We start from the raw sequence: 17,147 nt of genomic DNA on the forward strand, positions 1-17,147 counted from the left end.
AAGGGCCCGGCAGCAGCGTCCGCGCTGCCGGGCCCTTCACTATGCCCTGCGGCCGCTCAACGCCCTCTGAGCCAGCCCTCCAGCACGCGGACGAACTCCGCCGGGCGCTCCTCGTGCAGCCGGTGGCCCGAGCCCTCCCAGCACACGACCTTCGAGTCCGGATGCTTGAGCAGCCCCGACTCCCAGGCCGCGCGTCCGGGGTCGGCCCAGATCGACAACACCGGGCAGCGCCGGCGGGCCAGGTACTCGTCGCTGGCCGGCCGCACGCCGATGGCCCCCGGGGCGGTGAACATGGCCTCGAACGCCTCGGCCAGCACGTGCGGGGGCATGCCGTACAGGCGGCGTTTGTGCCAGCGCCGGATCACGGCGGGGGTCGCGGAGGTGGTGCACCACCGGTCGATCTCCTCGGCGGCGGCGTGCGGGTGCTCGCCGCGCAGGGCCGCGATCATGCCGGGAAAGCCCGCGGCGAGGTCCTGGCTCATGCCGTAGCCGGGGTCGAGGGTGACCAGCGCCCGTACGCGGCCGGGATGCTCGACCGCGAGGATCGAGACGACCTGGCCGCCCATGGAGTGGCCTACCGCGATCACCTCGGGCACGTCCAGGCGGTCGAGCAGCGTGTTCAGGTCCTCGGCCATCGCCTGGGGGGTGTTGCCGGTCTCCGGGACCGAGGAGTAGCCGTGGCCGCGCAGGTCCACGGCGATGACGCGGTGGCGGGCGGCCAGGGCGTCGATGTGCCAGGACCATTGGTGGGAGTCGGCGCCCCAGCCGTGCACGAGCAGCAACGGCGGGCCGCCCTGGCCGGCGCCCTGGCCGGCGCCCTCGCCGGGGCCCTGGCCGGTTCCGGTGCCCTCGCCGGGGCCGTCGTCGGTGTAGAAGAGGCTGATGGTTGCCGAAATTTCGGCGTGTGGCATGAAATATCCCCTTATTTGAGGGCGCGGATGGCGGCGCACACCCGGTCCGTGGCGTCGGCGGCGGCGGGCAGGATCGGGCCCGTGCCGAAGAAGCCGTGGAACAGGCCCTCGTACCGGACGCACTCCGCCTCGACCCCGGAGTGGCGCAGGTGGCGGGCGTACGCCTCGCCCTCGTCGCGCAGCGGGTCGTGCCCGGCCGTGATCACCAGGGCCGGCGGCAGGCCGCTCACGTCCGCGCCCAGAGGCGAGCTGTACGGCTCCCCGCGCCGCTCCCGGTCGGGCTGGTAGCAGTTCCAGAACCACCGCATGTGCGCCGTCGTCAGGAAGTATCCCTCGCCGTTCTGGTCGTACGAGGGCCAGTGGCGGACGGCGTCCGTCGCCGGATAGACCAGCACCTGCAGCACGATCGGCGGCCCGCCCTCGTCGCGCGCCCGCAGACAGGTGACGGTGGCGAGGTTGCCGCCCGCGCTGTCGCCCGCCACCACCAGCGCCCCCGGGTCGGCGCCGAGCGCGGCCGCGTGCTCGTGGGCCCACCGGGTGACGGCGAAGGCGTCCTCGACGGCGGCCGGATAGGGGTGCTCGGGCGCGAGCCGGTAGTCGGCGGCGACCACCACCGCCCCGGACCCGGCGCAGATCTGGCGGCAGACGCCGTCATGGCTGTCCAGCGACCCCAGCGTGAACCCGCCGCCGTGGAAGTACACGACCAGCGGCCGCCCCTCTGCGCCCTCGGCGACCTCGTCCGGCCAGTAGACGCGCACGGGGACGCCCGCCGCGTCGCGGTCCTCCACCCGGCCCACGGGCATCGGCTCCGGGCTCGGGACCGAGGCCAGCACCCGCCGCGCCGCCACCGGGTCCCAGGGCCCCTCCCCCTTGGGGAAGAACTCGCTCATCAGGTCGATGACCGCGCGGGTCGGCTCGTCAACGGCCATCTCCGGCCTCCTCCTCCGCGGCGGGAGCGGCCTGGCGCGGGACGGAGCCGAGCAGGGCCGTCTCCCCCGCCGTCCAGCCGCCGTCGATCGCCAGCTCCGCGCCCGTGACGTACGAGGCCGCGTCGGACAGCAGGAACGCGATGGCCTCGGCGACCTCCTCGGGCTCACCCCATCGCCCGGCGGCGGCCAGCGGGAACGTGCCCTCGCCGGAGACCGCGCCCAGCGAGGCCGTCATCGGGGTGACGATCATCCCGGGATGCACCGAGTTCACCCTGATGCGGTCCCGCCCGAACTCCAGCGCCGCGATCTTGGTCAGCCCGCGTACGCCCCACTTCGACGCGCCGTACCCGCCCGTGCCGGGCAGCGCGGTCAGGCCCGCGACCGACGACAGGTTCACCACGGCCCCGCCGCCGGACGCCCGCATGGCCCCGGCCACGGCCTTCAGCCCGAGGAACACGCCGACCAGGTTCACCTGGAGCACGCGCTCGAACTCCGCCAGGGACTGCTGCTCGATCGTCCGCACGGTGACGATCCCGGCGTTGTTCACCAGCCCGTCGAGCCGTCCGTGCGCCTCGACGGTCGCGGCCACGACGGCCGCCCACTGCTCCGCGTCCGTCACGTCGTGCGGGACGAACGTGCCCCCGACGTCCTTGGCGGTGGCCGTCCCCTCCTCGGTGAGCACGTCGGTGAGCACGACCCGCGCCCCGGCCGCCGCGCATCGGCGCGCCGTGGCCGCGCCCATGCCCCGGGCGCCGCCCGTGATGATCACTACCTTGCCGTCGAGCACGCGCACCCCTCATCCGAGACGACCGAACATGTGCACTGAAACACGCGCCCACGTCCCCGATCAAGGGCTTGCTCGGCCCGCTCGCCGGAACCCGGGATCCCCGTCACGCGTTGAACCCCCCGGGTGTCGAACTATCCTTCTAGGTGACAACCCCACGGGAGGTGGCGGAGATCAGCGAGTTCCTTGTCATCGTGCTGGCCATCCTGGCGTTTCTCCTGCTGCTGACCGGCGTGGGCGTCTATCTGCTGGTCAAAGTCGGCAAGAAGGCGGCCAGGAAGGCCCGGCAGGCCACCACCCGGCTGACCACGCACGTCAACGCCATGGGCACCGGCGACGCGGCCGAGGTCGAACGCCTCCGCCTCGACCTGCGCCGCGAGGTGACCCTCACCCGCCAGGCCGTCGAACAGGCCCAGCAGCGCGGCTGGGGCCTCGGCGACCTGCCCCGGCTGCTGGCCGACCTGTCGGCCCAGGCCGACGTGCACGACGGGCAGCTCGCCACGTACGCCCAGCAGCGCCGCGTCTCGCCGTACGTCGACCACGCCGCCCTCGACCGGCTGCGCGAGCACCAGGCCAAGCTGACCGCCATGTGCGCCCGCATCCGCGCCGACCTCCTGGGCGACCAGATGCACCACGCGTCCTCCGGCATCGACGAGCTGTACTCGCGCACGGAGCTGGAGATCGAGGCCCGCCGCCGCCCCCCGGACCCGCTGGACCAGATCGACGAGCTCTACCGCCGCTCGATGGACCAGCGCAAGGACCACTCCTGACGGTCACCGTCTGTGACACAATAAGCTCGCCGAGTACATCTTAGGAGGCGCGCATGAGCACAGCCCTTCCTGAGTGGTTCTATCCCGGCCCACCCGGCGGCTGGACCGCCGACATGCTCGATCACCTCCCCCCCGGCGCGCCCCGGCACGTCGAGCTGATCGATGGGTCGCTCATCATGATGTCTCCACAGACAGCCTTCCACCTGTACACGATCAGGTTGCTGGAGAACGCCCTGAAACCTCCCGCACGTCTCGCGGTGGTCCGCGAGATGACCATCACTCTGGGCCTCCGGCAGCGGCCGGAACCGGACATTCTGGTGGTGGAGAAGTCAGCGATCGGACCGAAGACGACTTCCTTCCGCCCAGAGGACGTCCACCTCGTCGCCGAGGTGGTCTCAGAGGAGTCCAAGGAGCGGGATCGCAGCACCAAACCGATCAAATACTCGGATGCCGGCATCCGGCACTTCTGGCGGGTGGAGCAGGAAGACGGCCTGCCGGTCGTGTACACCTTCGAGCTGGAACCGGCAGTCAGGGCCTATGTCCCCACCGGCATCCACCGCAAGCGGCTGCGAACGTACGTCGGGTTTGACGTAGACATCGACCTCGGCCTGGAGTGGCCACCTGGCTAGCTCCGGCCGCTGACACGGTGGTCGAGGGGCGCCCAGGCGGGTCCCCTCGACGGCGCCGGCCGGGCGGGTCAGCGGTGTCGGCGGTACTGGAGTTCCATGATCCCGCCGTCGGAGGCGGAGCTGGAGACCAGGTCGAGGCGGTAGGACTTGGGGAAGCCGTCGAACAGCCGGGTGCCCTCGCCCGCGACGTAGGGGAACACGCTCAGCCGGAACTCGTCGATCAGGTCGAGCCGCATGAGCGACCGCCAGAGGCCGACGCCGCCCCAGACCAGGATGTGGCCGTCGCCGTCCAGGCGGAGCTTGTCGATCTCCTCCGCCGTGTCGCCGCCGGCGACGGTGGTGTTGGCCCAGTCGGCCGTCTTCATGGTCCGGGAGAAGACGACCTTGCGCCCGGCGGTCAGGATGTCGGCGAACGGGTGGTCGGTGGCGGTCGTCATGCCCTTGGCGATGCCCTCGTAGGCGCCGCGGCCCATGACGTGCGCGTGGGCGCTCCGCAGGAAGTCGAGGTAGGCCGGGGAGTCGGGCCGGTTGTTCTCGGGCAGGTCGAAGCAGAACTTCCAGAAGTCGGTGCCCTCGTCGGCGAGCAGGCCGTCGAGGGAGTAGTTGAACACCGTCGCAATCAGCTTCCGCATGAGCGTGTCTCCGTGGTCTCGGGTCGTCCGGTGACACGTAGGACATCGGAGCCGCCCGGAACTCATCGGTGCCCGGCCGGACGCCGCTCAGTACTTGTCGACGCAGATGGTCAGCGCGGGGACGGGCCACGTCCACGAATGTCTGGTCACGCCGTCGCAGGCGGTGGCGTCCTTGTCGGCGTTCCCCCGCAGGACGCGCCGCACGGTGAACGTCTTCGGCGCTCGGCACTTGCGGGCGAAGTCCACGAACTCGTCGTTCTTCGACCACTTGTAGCAGTAGTTACGCCCGAACTGGTACGCCAGGCAGTACAGCACGTCGTTGTGGACGAGGTAGCGGTGGTTGGTCTCGCCGTCGCAGAGCCCGGAGGGAGTGGTGATGGCGGCCACCCGATAGGGCGCGCCCTGCTTGCAACTGTCGGTCACCGGCGCGTCCGGCAGGCCGGACAGGCAGTCACCGACCTTGAAGTCGGCCACCGGCTCACTGGGCTCCACGGTCGGGGTCCAGGTCGGGGCCACAGTCGGGGCCACAGTCGGGGCCACGGCCGAGGTCGGCGGCGCCTGGGTGGGGACGTCGGTGGGCGCGGGGAACGCCGGCGACGTCTCGGCGGGCTCGGCCGTGACCGTCGAGGAACCGGTCAGGGCCTCGCGCACGTTGTTCTTGATCACGTTCTTCCCGATCATCGCGAGCAGAACCAGCACGACGGCTCCCACCGCTGCCCCGATGCCGACCATTCTCGACCGTCCGGAACCCGAAGCCGCCTCCGCCTGCCGGACAGGCGGCGAGACCGGCTCCGGCTGCGCGGCCTCGCGTAATCGCGTGGCCCACTGCGCGGGCATGGGACGGCTGAACGCGGGCCGGTCGAGCGCGGTCGTGGCGAACTCCGCCAGGCCGGGATGGACGGCGGCCAGCGCGGCGACGTCGGTGGCGGACGGGTCACGGGCGAAGGCGCGGATGGCCAGCAGGGCGAACTGGTAGGCGTCAGCCTGCGGCGTCCCCGGCTGCTCCCCGGCGGGGATCCGCCGGTCGGGCGGTGTCTCCACGGGCGGCAGCGCCCGCGCTCCGCCCAGCCCCATCGCGTCGCAGCCGATGAGAAAACACCCCGGCCGGGGCTCTGTCGTGAACAGCACGTTCTCGGGGGCCAGGTCGCCGGCGACGATGCCCATCGCGTGCAGGCGGGCGAGCGTGTCGGCGAGATCGGCCAGGATCAGCAGGCGGTCGCGGTCGGTGACGTCCTCCTGGCCGAACAGGCGGTCGAGGGTCGCGAGCCGGCGGACGCCGCCGGACGGGCCCGGCCTCTCGCGGAAGAACCGCTGCGGCACGGTCCGCATCAGGAAACCGACGACGGCGCCGTTCTCCTCCACCAGCTCGGCAGGCCAGGCCGCCCGCTCCGCCAGCCAATCGGCGTCGGACGGGGAGAGACGGCCGGTCAACTGGGTCATCGCGGTGAGAACGGCGACGTCGAGCCCGGGGCGGACGTCGTAGTCGATCTCCTTGTACGCGACGCCGGGCCGGCCGTTGATCCTGCCGCTGAGCTCCTCGTGGACCATCCCCTGGCCCTCACGCCCGAGCGGCCGCCCCAGGGCGAGCTTTGCGCGGCCGATCACGGTTTGTCACCCCTGGCCTTGACCATGCAGCGACCCTAGTTCCGCCGACGTCAGAGATCAAAGGGACAGGTCTCACCTCCGGCGCCGACCGCTCGGCCGCTGACGACTTTCCCAAGAGGAAAACAGATGGTACTTTCCTTACAGGAAAGCAGTCGACCCTCGGGGAAGGCCCATGAACCAGCACGACGCCCAGACTTCGCTCGACGACATCCACCGCCTCCAGGCCAGGACCCGGCAGCAGATCGTCCGCCAGAGCTTTTCGCTGCCCCGCGTGGCCGTCTCCGCGCTCGCCCTCTTCGTCATGCTCGCCGCCATCGACCTGCCGAGCCCGTGGTACTACCTCGGCGCGGCGCTCGGGGTGGTCGTGTACGGGGGCGTGGGGATCGTCTGCGAGCACCGGGCCTCGGTCCGGCGGAAGGCCACCGGCCGGGAGGCCCTGTTCCACGGCGTGCTGCTGGCCTGCGTCATGGTGGCCTTCGCTGTCGGCCGGATCGCCGCCTCCGCGCTGTTCGGCCTGCCGCCGCACGGGGCGGCGTCGCAGGCGGTCGCGGGCGCGGTCGTGGCGGCCGTGGTGTACGTCGCGGCGACGCCCCTGAACCGCCGGGTCATGAGGTCGATCGTGCGGCAGGACGGCGGGGTCGCCTGATGGATCCGCTCTTCGACGAGTTCCTGCACGTCCCGGCGCGACTGTCGGTCGTGGCGCTGCTGGCGCCGGCCGATTGGGTGGACTTCGGCTTCCTCAGGGACTCGGTCGGCACCAGCGACTCGGCGCTGTCCAAGCAGGTCTCCGCGCTGGCCGCCGCCGGGTACGTGGTCGTCCGCAAGGACCAGGACAAACGGGCGCGGCGGACGTACGTGCAGCTCACCCCGCAGGGGCGGTCGGCCTTCCAGCGGCACGCGGCGGCCCTGGAGCGGATCGTCGCCCTCGCCCGCGACTCCGCCGACCGCCCCGCCGCCGACCAGAAGTGACGAGACCCACCGGGACCGGCCGCGTCACACTCAGCTGTTCCAGTCCGCGTAGATCGCCGCGGCCAGCTCCTGTTCCGTGACGCCCTTGCGGATCAGGGCCTTGGTGGCCTGGGCCTGGGCCGTCGTGGGCAGGCGGCCGGCGATCAGCACGGGCAGCGAGAGCCGGCGCACCAGCACCTCCGTGGCCGCGATCCCGTACGGGCGGCGCGCCACGGCCACGTTGACCCGCAGCGCGTGCTCGTTGCCGGGCGGCACGCCGGGACGGTCGATCTCGACGGCCGAATAGCGGAAGCCGTTCGCGAGGTCGCAGGAGGCGCATCCGGCCGGGCCCCGGCTCAGCCGGCCGCCGCACTCGGGGCACGTCAGGCGGTCGTAGGCGGCGTCCACGACCCGCCACGGGTGCTTGTCGGGCTCGTCGACCACCATGCGGGCGATGAGCTGCTCGTCCGGCGGGGCCACGGTGCCGAACTCCGCCAGCAGGAAGGCCCGCCAGCCCTCCTCGACCAGTTCGTCCACCAGCCCGGCGCAGCGGTCACAATCGGGCGCGCCGGCGGGTTCCAGATGTCCGCACACCTCACATCGCCGCATGGCCGAGACCGTACAAGCCGGGCGAGTGGCGGCGCCCCCGATTATCGGGCCGCCGTTTATTCGATTGCGAGTGCCGTGCCGGACCCGGCATACTCGTCCGCGTTGCTCGCAGCGAGACGAAGGGAGGCTGAGACCGTGACGACCGTTGCCCGCGTGCCGTTTTCCGCGCCCTCAGACCTTCCCACCAGGCGTCCGCTGACCTGATCCGTGCGGCGAGCCGGTGGGGCCTCGTAACTGGAGACATCTCACCGTGCCCAAGCACTCGCAACACCGCCGCCGTGGCAAGTTCGCGCTCGACGCCGACGACCTCGAATGGCTCGAAAGCGCCCCCGAGACCGATGACGGGCCGCCCGAGGGCGACCGCTGGTCCACCTGGGACCAGAGCACGCCCACCGAGAAGGGGCCGAAGCCGTACCCCGGCTGGCTGGTCACCGAGCTGGCCGCCGTCGACACCGAGCTCGGCCTGCTCAAGACCGGCAAAGAGGCCGACGTCCACCTGATCTCGCGGGGCGTGCCCGGCACCGACCGGGTCTGCCTGCTGGCGGCCAAACGCTACCGCTCCTCCGAGCACCGCCTGTTCCACCGGGACTCCGGGTACCTGGAGGGCCGCAGGGCCCGCGAGAGCCGGATGAACCGGGCCATGGCCAACCGCACGGCGTTCGGCAAGCAGGTGATCGCCGCGCAGTGGGCGGTGGCCGAGTTCACGGCGCTCTGCCGGCTCTGGGAGCTGGGGGTGCCGGTGCCGTACCCGGTGCAGATCGTGGGGACGGAGATCCTGGAGGAGTTCGTCGGCACCCCCGACGGGTACGCGGCCCCGCGCCTGGCCCAGGTCTCCGACGGCCTCGACGACCTGTGGGAGCAGCTCGTGGCGGCCATGGTGACGCTGGCCGCGGAGGGGCTGGCGCACGGGGACCTGTCGCCGTACAACCTGCTGGTGCACCAGGGGCGGCTGGTGATCATCGACCTGCCGCAGATCGTCGACGTGATCGCCCACCCCGCGGGCCCGTCGTACCTGGAACGGGACGCCCGCAACGTGGCCACCTGGTTCGCAGCCAAGGGCGTGGCCGCCGCGGACCCCGACGCGCTCGCCGACCTGCTCCGCAAGGAGTCGGGCCGGATGTGACCGGAGGAACCCGCACGGTCCGGGCGCCGGCGCCCGGACCCGTCCGCGCGGACCGGTTACGTACGGGCGAGCAGGGGCCGTTCCTCCTCTGCCGCCGCCGGGAGCCGGGTGTCGAGCAGGACGCGCACCGCCCCCACCCACACCATCGCCGAGCCGAGCAGGTGGGCGAGGACGACGAGCTCGGGCAGGTCGGTCACGGTCTGCGTCAGGCCGACGAGCCCCTGGGCGAGCAGCACGGCGAGGAACAGCGTGGTGCGCCGGTGGGCCGCCGAGCCCGGCTCGCGCCGGGTCCTGAGCCACAGGGCGACGGCGAGGCCGAGGCTGAGCGCGGCGGCGGCCCCGTGCAGCCAGACCATCGCCGTCCAGCTGAACGGCATGCGCGGCACGTCGGAGGAGTCACCCGCGTGCGGCCCGGTGCCGGTGACGATCGTGCCCGCCGCGACCAGCAGCGCCACGGACGCCACCAGCGCCGCCGGAAGCCGGCCCGACGGCGCGGACAGCGGCCGCGCGGGCCGGTCGAGCAGGCGGGCCTTGTGCCAGACGACCGTGGTGGCGGTCAGGAACAGCACGGCGGCCAGGAAGTGCGCGGCGACGAGGTACGGGCTCAGCCGCGCCCACACGGTGAGGCCGCCGACGACGGCGTTCAGCACGACGATCCAGAACTGCGCCCACCCCCACCGGGTCAGCTCGGGCACCGGACGGCGCTGCAGCCGGGCGACGACGATGAGCCAGCCGACGGCGACGCACACGACCCCGGACAACACCCGGTTGGTGAACTCGATCGCACCGTGGACGCCGAGCTCGGGCGTGGCCGCGAAACCGGCCTCCGAGCAGCGCGGCCACCCGTCACAGCCCAGCCCGGACCCGGTCAGGCGGACGACTCCGCCGGTCACGATGATCATCAGGCTGGTGGCCAGCGCCGCGCCCGCGGCCCTTCGCAGGGCGGCTCGTTCGAAGGCGACCCGGGCGGCGAGCCACTGGAAAGGAGTGGTCATGGGGGAAGAGGTCTCTCTGCTGCTCGGCGAACCGCCGTGGGTGGCGGCCGAAAACGCGATCAGGACTTTACTCTACAACCTGTAGAGCACCTGCCCTGGCTCCCCCGTCCCCGGCAGGCGTCCAGCGCTCCCAGACCCCGGGACGGCCACCTCCGCCGATGGCCGGAGGTGGCCTGCTCCCCCGTGGGTCAGCTGGTTTCGTTCTTCTTGGTGACCTCACCGGTGGCGGCGTCGACCATCACCTCGTGCTTGGTCCCGTCCGGGGTCATCACGTCCGACTGCCAGACGGTCTTGCCGTTCTCGGTGTCGAGCTTCAGCTTGGCGACGTGTCCCTCCGGTACGGCCGCGGCGACCTTGTCGGCGGCCTGGGCGTAGTCGAGCTTGGCCTCGGTGATGCGGGTGTGCATCTCGGCCTTCTCCTGCTCGTCCATCTGCTCGGTCGTCGGGCCCTTGACGACCTTGCCGGCCTGGACGTCGACCTGGTGTTCCGTGCCGTCGGAGCCGACGACCTTGACCTCCCAGAGCATGCCGTTCTCCTCGCTCTCGACGGAGACGACCTTTGATCCGGGAACCGCGGCCATCGCGACCTTGGCGGCGTCCTTGAGCTCTCCGGCTCCTGGCTTCATGGACGTGGCGCCCGGTGAGGGGGACATGGTCCCCGTCTCGGGCGGGCTTTCCATCGTCGGAGTCGGGCTTCCCATGGTGGGGCCCGGCGTCGGTTCGACGGCGAACTGGCCGACTTCCCGTACGGCGCCGCAGCCGGCGGCGAGCAGTGCCGCACCGACCAGTGCCCCGATGATCGACTTGTTCATACCTGGACCGCTGCCCCAGGAACCCGGCTTCATTCCCGCAGGTCAGAACCCCGGGCCAGGCCCGGGGCCGGCGAGACGCGCCACCCGGGCACCCACCACCGACCCACCGGCCCGTACTGGACGGCCACTCCGCGCCTGTCGCCGGCCGCCACTGGAGGCCCGCGCCACGCACCTCGCCGACTGCTACGTGACGCCTGTCGCCGGCCACTACTCGACGCCTGCGTCACGCCTGTCGCAGGCCGCTACTTGACGCCTGCTTCGCGCATGTCGCGCAGCTCGCGCTTGAGCTCCTTGATCTCGTCGCGCAGCCGCGCGGCCACCTCGAACTGAAGGTCGGCGGCCGACTGGTGCATCTGCTCGGTCAGCGACTCGATCAGCGACTCCATCTGCGCCCGCGGCATCTCGCCCGCGATGGCCTTGGCGTGCTGGCCCGCCTGGCGGGCGGCGAAGCCGGGCACCGGGGCCTTGCCGCGCGACTGCTGGCGGCCGCCGCCGAGCAGCTTGTCGGTGTCGGCGTCCTCCCGCTGGAGGGAGTCGAGGATGTCGGCGATCTTCTTGCGCAGCGGCTGCGGGTCGATGCCGTTGGCCTCGTTGTAGGCCATCTGCTTGGCCCGGCGCCGGTTGGTCTCGTCGATGGCCCGCTCCATCGACGGCGTGATCTTGTCGGCGTACATGTGGACCTGGCCGGAGACGTTACGGGCGGCGCGGCCGATGGTCTGGATCAGGGAGGTCTCCGAGCGCAGGAAGCCCTCCTTGTCGGCGTCGAGGATGGCCACCAGCGACACCTCGGGCAGGTCGAGGCCCTCGCGCAGCAGGTTGATGCCGACCAGCACGTCGAACTCGCCGATGCGCAGCTCGCGCAGCAGCTCGATGCGGCGCAGCGTGTCGACCTCGCTGTGCAGGTAGCGCACCCGGATGCCGAGCTCAAGGAGATAGTCGGTCAAGTCTTCGGACATCTTCTTGGTCAGCGTGGTGACCAGGACGCGCTCGTCGCGCTCGGCGCGCTCGCGGATCTCGTGGACCAGGTCGTCGATCTGCCCCTTGGTGGGCTTGACGACGATCTCGGGGTCGACCAGGCCGGTGGGCCGGATGACCTGCTCGACGACGTCGCCCTTGACCCGCCCCAGCTCGTACGGCCCGGGCGTGGCCGACAGGTAGACCGACTGCCCGATGCGCTCCAGGAACTCCTCCCACTTGAGCGGCCGGTTGTCCAGCGCGGACGGCAGCCGGAAGCCGTGGTCGACCAGCGTGCGCTTGCGCGAGGCGTCGCCCTCGTACATCGCGCCGATCTGCGGCACGGTCTGGTGGGACTCGTCGAGGACCAGCAGGAAGTCTTCGGGGAAGTAGTCGAGCAGCGTGTTGGGCGCGGTGCCGGCGGCGCGGCCGTCGAGGTGGCGGGAGTAGTTCTCGATGCCGGAGCAGGTGCCGATCTGGCGCATCATCTCGATGTCGTAGGTGGTGCGCATGCGCAGCCGCTGGGCCTCCAGCAGCTTGCCCTGCCGCTCCAGCTCCGACAGGCGCGCGGCCAGCTCGGCCTCGATGCCGGCCACGGCCGCCGCCATGCGCTCCTCGCCGGCGATGTAGTGGGAGGCGGGGAAGATGTAGAGCTCTTCGTCCTCGGTGATGACCTCGCCGGTCAGCGGGTGCATGGTGGCGAGCTTCTCGATCTCGTCGCCGAACATCTCGATGCGCACGGCCAGCTCTTCGTACTTCGGGATGATCTCGATCGTGTCGCCGCGCACCCGGAACGTGCCCCGGGTGAAGGCCAGGTCGTTGCGCGTGTACTGCATGTCGACCAGGCGGCGCAGGAGCTGGTCGCGGTCGACCTCCATGCCGACGCGGAGCCTGGCCATGCGGTCGACGTACTCCTGCGGGGTGCCCAGGCCGTAGATGCACGAGACGGAGGCGACCACGATGGTGTCGCGGCGGGTGAGCAGCGAGTTGGTGGCCGAGTGGCGCAGCCGCTCGACCTCGTCGTTGATCGAGGAGTCCTTCTCGATGTACGTGTCGCTCTGCGGCACGTACGCCTCGGGCTGGTAGTAGTCGTAGTAGGAGACGAAATACTCGACCGCGTTGTTGGGCAGCATCTCGCGCAGCTCGTTGGCGAACTGGGCGGCGAGCGTCTTGTTGGGCTGCATGACCAGCGCGGGCCGCTGCAGCCGCTCGATCAGCCAGGCGATCGTGGCCGTCTTGCCGGTGCCGGTGGCGCCGAGCAGGACGCTGTCCTTCTCCCCGGCCCGGACGCGGCGCTCCAGCTCGGCGATGGCCGTCGGCTGGTCGCCGGATGGAGTCATCTCGGTGACGACCTCGAAAGGCGCCACCTTCCGCTGCAAATCTGTGACCGGACGCATGCTGCCACTGTAGGCGGCGTCACCGACAGAAACCGTCAGGCCGTGGGCTGCCCGATCCGGGGGAACGGCGTGGTGGAGAACACCACCTCGACCGGCACCCCGAAGTATCCGGCCATGCGCAACGCCAGGTGAAGACTCGGGCTGTATTCGCCCCGCTCCAGGTATCCCACGGTCTGGTAGTGCACCCCCAGCGCCTGCGCGAGCTGCCTGCGGCTCACCCCCCGCTCGGCGCGCAGCAGCGCGATGCGGTTGTGGACGGTCTCACTCATCAACCCTCCATGTAGCAGACCTGCTCCATCCATAACACACCTGCTATGGGACGTAATAGTCATATGACGACACATTGCAAGCGAACAGCAAGTCATACCCGATACGGTCGGATTCGCCTGTAGCGGAAAAGGAAGGTTCGATGTCACGACCCCGAGAGGCACTGATCCAGGCAGGTCAGGGCATAGCCCAAGCGGTCGCTCAAGGAGGTGACGTACGGCAGGCGATGAGCCAGGCGATCGGACAGGTCGCCGACCAGGCCGGCCAGCTCACCGGCCAGGCCCCCGGCTTCGCGCTCAACCCGCACGACTTCGCCGCCGCCCGCGACGGCGGCGCCTCCGTCGGCACGCTGATCGAGGCCAGGTCCGCCTCGCTGAACGAGGCCGGCGAGATCGTCAACCGCAGCTTCGCCGAGAACGGCATGCACGTCATCTCGCCGGTGGTGATCCCCAAGGGCAGCACGGCCAAGGTGGTCATCCCGCTGACGGTCCTGGTGGTCCTCGGCCTGATCGGCGCGCTCGGCGGCATCGTGCCGGGGTCGGACATCTTCTTCGGCCCGCACTACTGGGTGGTGCTGGTGCTGGCCGCCGCGTTCCTGTGGTGGCGCAGGAGCGTGGTGATGGTCCCCGAGGGCTGCAAGGCGCTGATCACCAAGTTCGGCAAGCTGGTGCACATCGCCGACCCGGGCCGGGTGACGCTGTTCAACCCGTGGAAGCGGGTCAGCTACATCGTCAACACCACGCGCGAGTACCCGTTCAACGCGCCCATCAGGGAGGCGCCGACGCAGCAGGGCGTCAAGGCCAGCGTCGACCTGTTCCTGCAGTTCAGGATCGAGAACCCGGCCGAGTTCATCTTCGTGCTGGGCTCGGTCAGCGGCTTCCAGTCCAAGCTGCAGAACGCCATCAGCGAGGTCACCCGCTCGCTGATCTACGCCCAGCGGGCCGAGGACATCTACGACCTGGTGGGCGAGAGCACCCTCGGCATGCTGGAGAACCTGAACCAGCAGTTCCTGCCCGCCGTACGGCTCACCGACGTGAACATCACCCACGCCGAGCCGTCCAGCCAGGAGTACCGCATGGACCTGGCCGCCCCCGAGATGGTCAGGGTGGCCAAGGAGGCCTACACCTACGAGTACGAGCTCCAGCTCCGCAAGGAGCAGAACGAGGGCGACCTGGTCAAGGAGCTGGCCGGCCTCCAGGAGACGCTGAGCGCCATCCAGGCCGAGATCGCCGGCTACCAGGCCCGCATGGACACCGCGCTCGAACGCGCCAGCCACCAGGCCACCGCGCAGGCCAGGCAGCGCCTGGTCGAGGCCGAGTCCACGGCCAACGCCAACGCCGCGCTGCTGGAGGCCCAGGCCCTGGACATCCGGGCGCTGTCGGCCGCCGAGGCCCCCGAGATCCTCGACTACCGCTTCCAGCAGGACCTGCTGACCAAGCTGGAGTCGGTGGCCACCCGGCTGCCGCAGGTGGTGCAGGTGGGCGAGCAGACCGACATCGACTTCCTGGCGCTGGCCCAGCAGCTCGTGGGCGGCAAGGGCGCGACGCTGTTCTCCCCCGAGGACATGGCCGCCATCCGCGGCCGGCTCGACGAGATCGCCGCCCGCGTCAGCAGCCGCGAGGACGAGATCGCGGCCCTGCTGAAGAAGGCCGCCGCCGACGTGAGCGAGCCGCAGGCCACGCCCGAGCCCGACAACGACCTGGAACGCACGGTCGAGCGCCTGCTGCCCGGCCACCTGAGCGAGGGTGAGGTCCGATGACCCGCGAGTTCTCCAAGATCAAGGAGTCGCTGGCCTCCTGGTCCGACATCCGCCAGCTCCTGCGCGGCGGCGAGCAGGGCCAGCTCGTGCCGGTGGTGATCCCCAAGGACCGGCGCGGCTTCGCCTGGATGGCGCTCGTCCTGCTGGCCCTGTACTTCGCCGGGATGGCCGCGCTCACCGACCTCACCCTGCCCGCCGCGCTGGCTGCGCTGTTCTTCCTGGTCGTGGCGCTGGTCACGATGTGGCGCAAGGCGATCATCGAGATCGAGGAGGGCACCACCGGCGTGCGCAGCCGCTGGGGCGCGATCACCGGCACGCTCCCGCCGGGCCGCCACTACCTGTGGCTGCCGTGGGACCGGGTGGACGCGGTCGTGGACACCTCCACCGAGATCCCGTACTCGGCGCCGATCGTGGCCTGCCCGACGGCCGAGAACGTGCCGCTGAAGTCGATCGAGTTCTTCCTGAAGTTCCGCATCGTGGACCCGGTGGCGTTCGTCCGGACGATCGGCGCGGGCAACTTCGACCTCGTGCTCTCCAGCGCCGTGCAGGACGCGATCCGGCAGCGCAGCCGGCGGGTCAACACCGAGCGCGCCTACGACCTGCGCGGCTCCGACGTCGGCGACATGCAGGAGGCGCTCAACCGCCAGCTCGGCCGGTACGGCGTGCGCGTCACCGGCGCCAACATCCCCGACGTCCAGCTCCCCGACCAGTACCAGCAGCACCTGGCCACCCGGGAGAAGGTCGCCAAGGAGCTGTCGGCCTACGAGCGCGAGTGGGAGCTGACCCGCAAGCGCCGCATCGACACGCTGCTCATGGAGATCGAGCGATCGAAGAAGACCCGCGACGCCCGCGTGGTCGAGGTCAAGGCCGCCCACAACAACGCGCGCAAGAACGTGGCGCGCATGCTGGAGGAGCAGGAGACCGAGGCCCAGCGCGTGACGTGGGAGATCGAGGCGCGCGGCAGGGCCGATCTGACCGCCGCCGAGAACGAGGCCAAGGCCCTGCGCAGGCTGGCCGAGTCCTACCGCGACAACCGGGCCGTGCTGCAGTACGAGCTGGCCCGCCGGCGCCTGGACGTGGGCGCCAAGCTCGCCGAGAACGCCCCCCAGCCGCTGGTCGTACGGACCCAGCAGGGCCAGGCCGACTCGGCGCTGTCCACCCTCGTCCTGGCCCAGTTGCTCCCCCGCATCTCGGGCACGGGACACGCCGCCGTCAACGGCCAGACCCCCACCGCATAGGAGAGACCCCATGGTGTTCCGCAAGTTGATGGCCGCCTTCGGCGCGGGCGTCGAGGTCGACACGGTGCTCACCGACACGACCGTGCGTCCCGGCTCGCCGCTGCGCGGCGTCGTGCACTTCCGGGGCGGCGGCTCCGACTACAAGGTCGAGGGCATCTACCTCGACCTGACCGCCGTGGTGGAGGTCGAGAGCGGCGACAACGAGTACAAGACGACCTACAGCTTCCTGCGCCAGCAGGTGGCCGGGACGTTCCAGCTCGCCTCGGGCGCCCAGCACCAGCAGCCGTTCGAGATCATGGTGCCGTGGGAGACGCCGATCAGCGCGATCGGCGGCCACCCGCTGCACGGCATGCGGCTCGGCGTCCAGACGGAGCTGGCGCTGGCGGGCGCGATCGACAAGGGCGACCTCGACCCGCTGTTCGTCAGCCCGTTGCCGGCCCAGGAGCACGTCATCGCCGCCCTCGACCGGCTGGGCTTCGGCTTCAAGAAGGCCGACCTGGAGCGCGGCACGCTGTACGGCTCGACGATGCCGTTCTTCCAGGAGATCGAGTACTACGCGGGCGGCCAGTGGCGGCGGCACTTCAACGAGCTGGAGCTGACGTTCATCGCCGGGCCGCGGCAGATGGACGTCATCCTGGAGGCCGACCAGCGCGACGGCTTCCTGACCTCCGGCCACGACACCTACAACCGCTTCACGGTGCGCTACGACGACCACCCCGGCGCGGCCGACCAGGCGTTGCAGCACGGCCTGGAGCAGATGGCCCGCCGCCGCGGCTGGTTCTAGC

The 17,147-nt window shown here is 71.0% G+C and carries 18 protein-coding genes; 8 read left to right on the forward strand and 10 right to left on the reverse strand.

From position 1 onward, the window contains the following. Window positions 1-56: 56 nt before the first annotated feature. Genes ACIBQ8_RS21950 through ACIBQ8_RS21960 form a run of 3 tightly spaced genes read right to left on the reverse strand, consistent with a single transcriptional unit; the run spans window position 57 to window position 2,627 of the window. Entirely contained in the window at window positions 57-911 is an 855-nt protein-coding gene (locus ACIBQ8_RS21950) for an alpha/beta fold hydrolase (protein ID WP_397192849.1), read from the reverse strand. 11 nt (window positions 912-922) lie between these two features. Further along, window positions 923-1,840 carry an alpha/beta hydrolase gene (locus ACIBQ8_RS21955; RefSeq protein WP_397192850.1) on the reverse strand — a complete coding sequence of 306 codons (918 nt, stop codon included), beginning with the start codon at window positions 1,838-1,840 and terminating at the stop codon, window positions 923-925. Then, complete coding sequence (locus ACIBQ8_RS21960; protein WP_397171505.1) at window positions 1,830-2,627, reverse strand: glucose 1-dehydrogenase; 798 nt, start codon at window positions 2,625-2,627, stop codon at window positions 1,830-1,832. Before ACIBQ8_RS21960 ends, ACIBQ8_RS21955 begins: the two co-directional genes overlap by 11 nt. 143 nt (window positions 2,628-2,770) lie before the next feature. Between ACIBQ8_RS21960 and ACIBQ8_RS21965 the strand changes: the two genes are divergently transcribed. Together ACIBQ8_RS21965 and ACIBQ8_RS21970 are read left to right on the forward strand one after the other, a co-directional pair. Next, the gene (locus ACIBQ8_RS21965; RefSeq protein WP_397171504.1) at window positions 2,771-3,394 is read left to right on the forward strand and encodes a hypothetical protein; all 624 of its coding nucleotides are present in this window, start codon (window positions 2,771-2,773) and stop codon (window positions 3,392-3,394) included. Between the two features lie 53 nt (window positions 3,395-3,447). After that, window positions 3,448-4,023 (forward strand): Uma2 family endonuclease, encoded by a 576-nt coding sequence (locus ACIBQ8_RS21970; protein ID WP_397192851.1) that lies wholly within the window; start codon window positions 3,448-3,450, stop codon window positions 4,021-4,023. 68 nt (window positions 4,024-4,091) lie between these two features. On the opposite strand, the gene ACIBQ8_RS21975 is transcribed toward ACIBQ8_RS21970, so the two are convergent. Beyond that, window positions 4,092-4,655, reverse strand: a complete 564-nt coding sequence (locus tag ACIBQ8_RS21975; RefSeq protein WP_397192852.1) for a dihydrofolate reductase family protein — start codon at window positions 4,653-4,655, stop codon at window positions 4,092-4,094. An 87-nt stretch (window positions 4,656-4,742) separates the two neighbouring features. Continuing rightward, the gene (locus ACIBQ8_RS21980; RefSeq protein WP_397192853.1) at window positions 4,743-6,260 is read right to left on the reverse strand and encodes a hypothetical protein; all 1,518 of its coding nucleotides are present in this window, start codon (window positions 6,258-6,260) and stop codon (window positions 4,743-4,745) included. 172 nt (window positions 6,261-6,432) lie between these two features. Between ACIBQ8_RS21980 and ACIBQ8_RS21985 the strand changes: the two genes are divergently transcribed. Further along, window positions 6,433-6,906 carry a hypothetical protein gene (locus tag ACIBQ8_RS21985; RefSeq protein ID WP_397192854.1) on the forward strand — a complete coding sequence of 158 codons (474 nt, stop codon included), beginning with the start codon at window positions 6,433-6,435 and terminating at the stop codon, window positions 6,904-6,906. Further along, window positions 6,906-7,229 (forward strand): winged helix-turn-helix domain-containing protein, encoded by a 324-nt coding sequence (locus tag ACIBQ8_RS21990; RefSeq protein ID WP_397171498.1) that lies wholly within the window; start codon window positions 6,906-6,908, stop codon window positions 7,227-7,229. The genes ACIBQ8_RS21985 and ACIBQ8_RS21990 overlap by 1 nt, the downstream gene beginning before the upstream one ends. Before the next feature lie 30 nt (window positions 7,230-7,259). Here ACIBQ8_RS21990 and ACIBQ8_RS21995 read toward each other — a convergent pair whose 3' ends face one another. Continuing rightward, on the reverse strand, window positions 7,260-7,817 hold the full coding sequence (locus tag ACIBQ8_RS21995) for a hypothetical protein (RefSeq protein ID WP_397171497.1): 558 nt from the start codon (window positions 7,815-7,817) through the stop codon (window positions 7,260-7,262). A 250-nt stretch (window positions 7,818-8,067) separates the two neighbouring features. Here ACIBQ8_RS21995 and ACIBQ8_RS22000 point away from each other — a divergent pair, with 250 nt between their 5' ends. After that, the gene (locus ACIBQ8_RS22000; RefSeq protein ID WP_397171496.1) at window positions 8,068-8,940 is read left to right on the forward strand and encodes a serine protein kinase RIO; all 873 of its coding nucleotides are present in this window, start codon (window positions 8,068-8,070) and stop codon (window positions 8,938-8,940) included. Window positions 8,941-8,996: 56 nt separating this feature from the next. On the opposite strand, the gene ACIBQ8_RS22005 is transcribed toward ACIBQ8_RS22000, so the two are convergent. From ACIBQ8_RS22005 to ACIBQ8_RS22020, 4 genes are all read right to left on the reverse strand, one after another. Next, a complete protein-coding gene (locus ACIBQ8_RS22005) occupies window positions 8,997-9,935 on the reverse strand; it encodes a heme A synthase (RefSeq protein ID WP_397171495.1) in 939 nt (312 codons plus the stop codon). A gap of 188 nt (window positions 9,936-10,123) precedes the next feature. Continuing rightward, window positions 10,124-10,747 carry a PepSY domain-containing protein gene (locus tag ACIBQ8_RS22010; RefSeq protein WP_397171494.1) on the reverse strand — a complete coding sequence of 208 codons (624 nt, stop codon included), beginning with the start codon at window positions 10,745-10,747 and terminating at the stop codon, window positions 10,124-10,126. A 242-nt stretch (window positions 10,748-10,989) separates the two neighbouring features. Further along, entirely contained in the window at window positions 10,990-13,098 is a 2,109-nt protein-coding gene (gene uvrB, locus ACIBQ8_RS22015; protein WP_352358255.1) for an excinuclease ABC subunit UvrB, read from the reverse strand. Window positions 13,099-13,133: 35 nt separating this feature from the next. Continuing rightward, window positions 13,134-13,367 (reverse strand): helix-turn-helix transcriptional regulator, encoded by a 234-nt coding sequence (locus tag ACIBQ8_RS22020; protein ID WP_352323468.1) that lies wholly within the window; start codon window positions 13,365-13,367, stop codon window positions 13,134-13,136. Between the two features lie 140 nt (window positions 13,368-13,507). Here ACIBQ8_RS22020 and ACIBQ8_RS22025 point away from each other — a divergent pair, with 140 nt between their 5' ends. From ACIBQ8_RS22025 to ACIBQ8_RS22035, 3 genes are read left to right on the forward strand one after another with little or no spacing between them, the layout of a single operon-like run. After that, window positions 13,508-15,124: an SPFH domain-containing protein gene (locus ACIBQ8_RS22025; protein ID WP_397192855.1), complete on the forward strand. Its 1,617-nt coding sequence runs from the start codon at window positions 13,508-13,510 to the stop codon at window positions 15,122-15,124. Continuing rightward, window positions 15,121-16,362, forward strand: coding sequence for an SPFH domain-containing protein (locus ACIBQ8_RS22030; protein ID WP_397192856.1), 1,242 nt, complete (start codon window positions 15,121-15,123; stop codon window positions 16,360-16,362). Before ACIBQ8_RS22025 ends, ACIBQ8_RS22030 begins: the two co-directional genes overlap by 4 nt. 10 nt (window positions 16,363-16,372) lie before the next feature. Then, window positions 16,373-17,146: a sporulation protein gene (locus ACIBQ8_RS22035; protein WP_397171490.1), complete on the forward strand. Its 774-nt coding sequence runs from the start codon at window positions 16,373-16,375 to the stop codon at window positions 17,144-17,146. Window position 17,147: the final 1 nt, after the last annotated feature.

The organism is Nonomuraea sp. NPDC049646, from assembly GCF_044465525.1.
In the GTDB taxonomy this organism is placed as follows: Bacteria; Actinomycetota; Actinomycetes; order Streptosporangiales; family Streptosporangiaceae; genus Nonomuraea.

Bases quoted from the DNA above. Each gene is read 5' to 3' on its own strand.
- ACIBQ8_RS21950 (WP_397192849.1), bottom strand. From the start codon at position 911: ATGCCACACGCCGAAATTTCGGCAACCATCAGCCTCTTCTACACCGAC.
- ACIBQ8_RS21955 (WP_397192850.1), bottom strand. From the start codon at position 1,840: ATGGCCGTTGACGAGCCGACCCGCGCGGTCATCGACCTGATGAGCGAG.
- ACIBQ8_RS21970 (WP_397192851.1), top strand. From the start codon at position 3,448: ATGAGCACAGCCCTTCCTGAGTGGTTCTATCCCGGCCCACCCGGCGGC.
- ACIBQ8_RS21975 (WP_397192852.1), bottom strand. From the start codon at position 4,655: ATGCGGAAGCTGATTGCGACGGTGTTCAACTACTCCCTCGACGGCCTG.
- ACIBQ8_RS21985 (WP_397192854.1), top strand. From the start codon at position 6,433: ATGAACCAGCACGACGCCCAGACTTCGCTCGACGACATCCACCGCCTC.
- ACIBQ8_RS21990 (WP_397171498.1), top strand. From the start codon at position 6,906: ATGGATCCGCTCTTCGACGAGTTCCTGCACGTCCCGGCGCGACTGTCG.
- ACIBQ8_RS21995 (WP_397171497.1), bottom strand. From the start codon at position 7,817: ATGCGGCGATGTGAGGTGTGCGGACATCTGGAACCCGCCGGCGCGCCC.
- ACIBQ8_RS22005 (WP_397171495.1), bottom strand. From the start codon at position 9,935: ATGACCACTCCTTTCCAGTGGCTCGCCGCCCGGGTCGCCTTCGAACGA.
- ACIBQ8_RS22010 (WP_397171494.1), bottom strand. From the start codon at position 10,747: ATGAACAAGTCGATCATCGGGGCACTGGTCGGTGCGGCACTGCTCGCC.
- uvrB (WP_352358255.1), bottom strand. From the start codon at position 13,098: ATGCGTCCGGTCACAGATTTGCAGCGGAAGGTGGCGCCTTTCGAGGTC.
- ACIBQ8_RS22020 (WP_352323468.1), bottom strand. From the start codon at position 13,367: ATGAGTGAGACCGTCCACAACCGCATCGCGCTGCTGCGCGCCGAGCGG.
- ACIBQ8_RS22025 (WP_397192855.1), top strand. From the start codon at position 13,508: ATGTCACGACCCCGAGAGGCACTGATCCAGGCAGGTCAGGGCATAGCC.
- ACIBQ8_RS22030 (WP_397192856.1), top strand. From the start codon at position 15,121: ATGACCCGCGAGTTCTCCAAGATCAAGGAGTCGCTGGCCTCCTGGTCC.
- ACIBQ8_RS22035 (WP_397171490.1), top strand. From the start codon at position 16,373: ATGGTGTTCCGCAAGTTGATGGCCGCCTTCGGCGCGGGCGTCGAGGTC.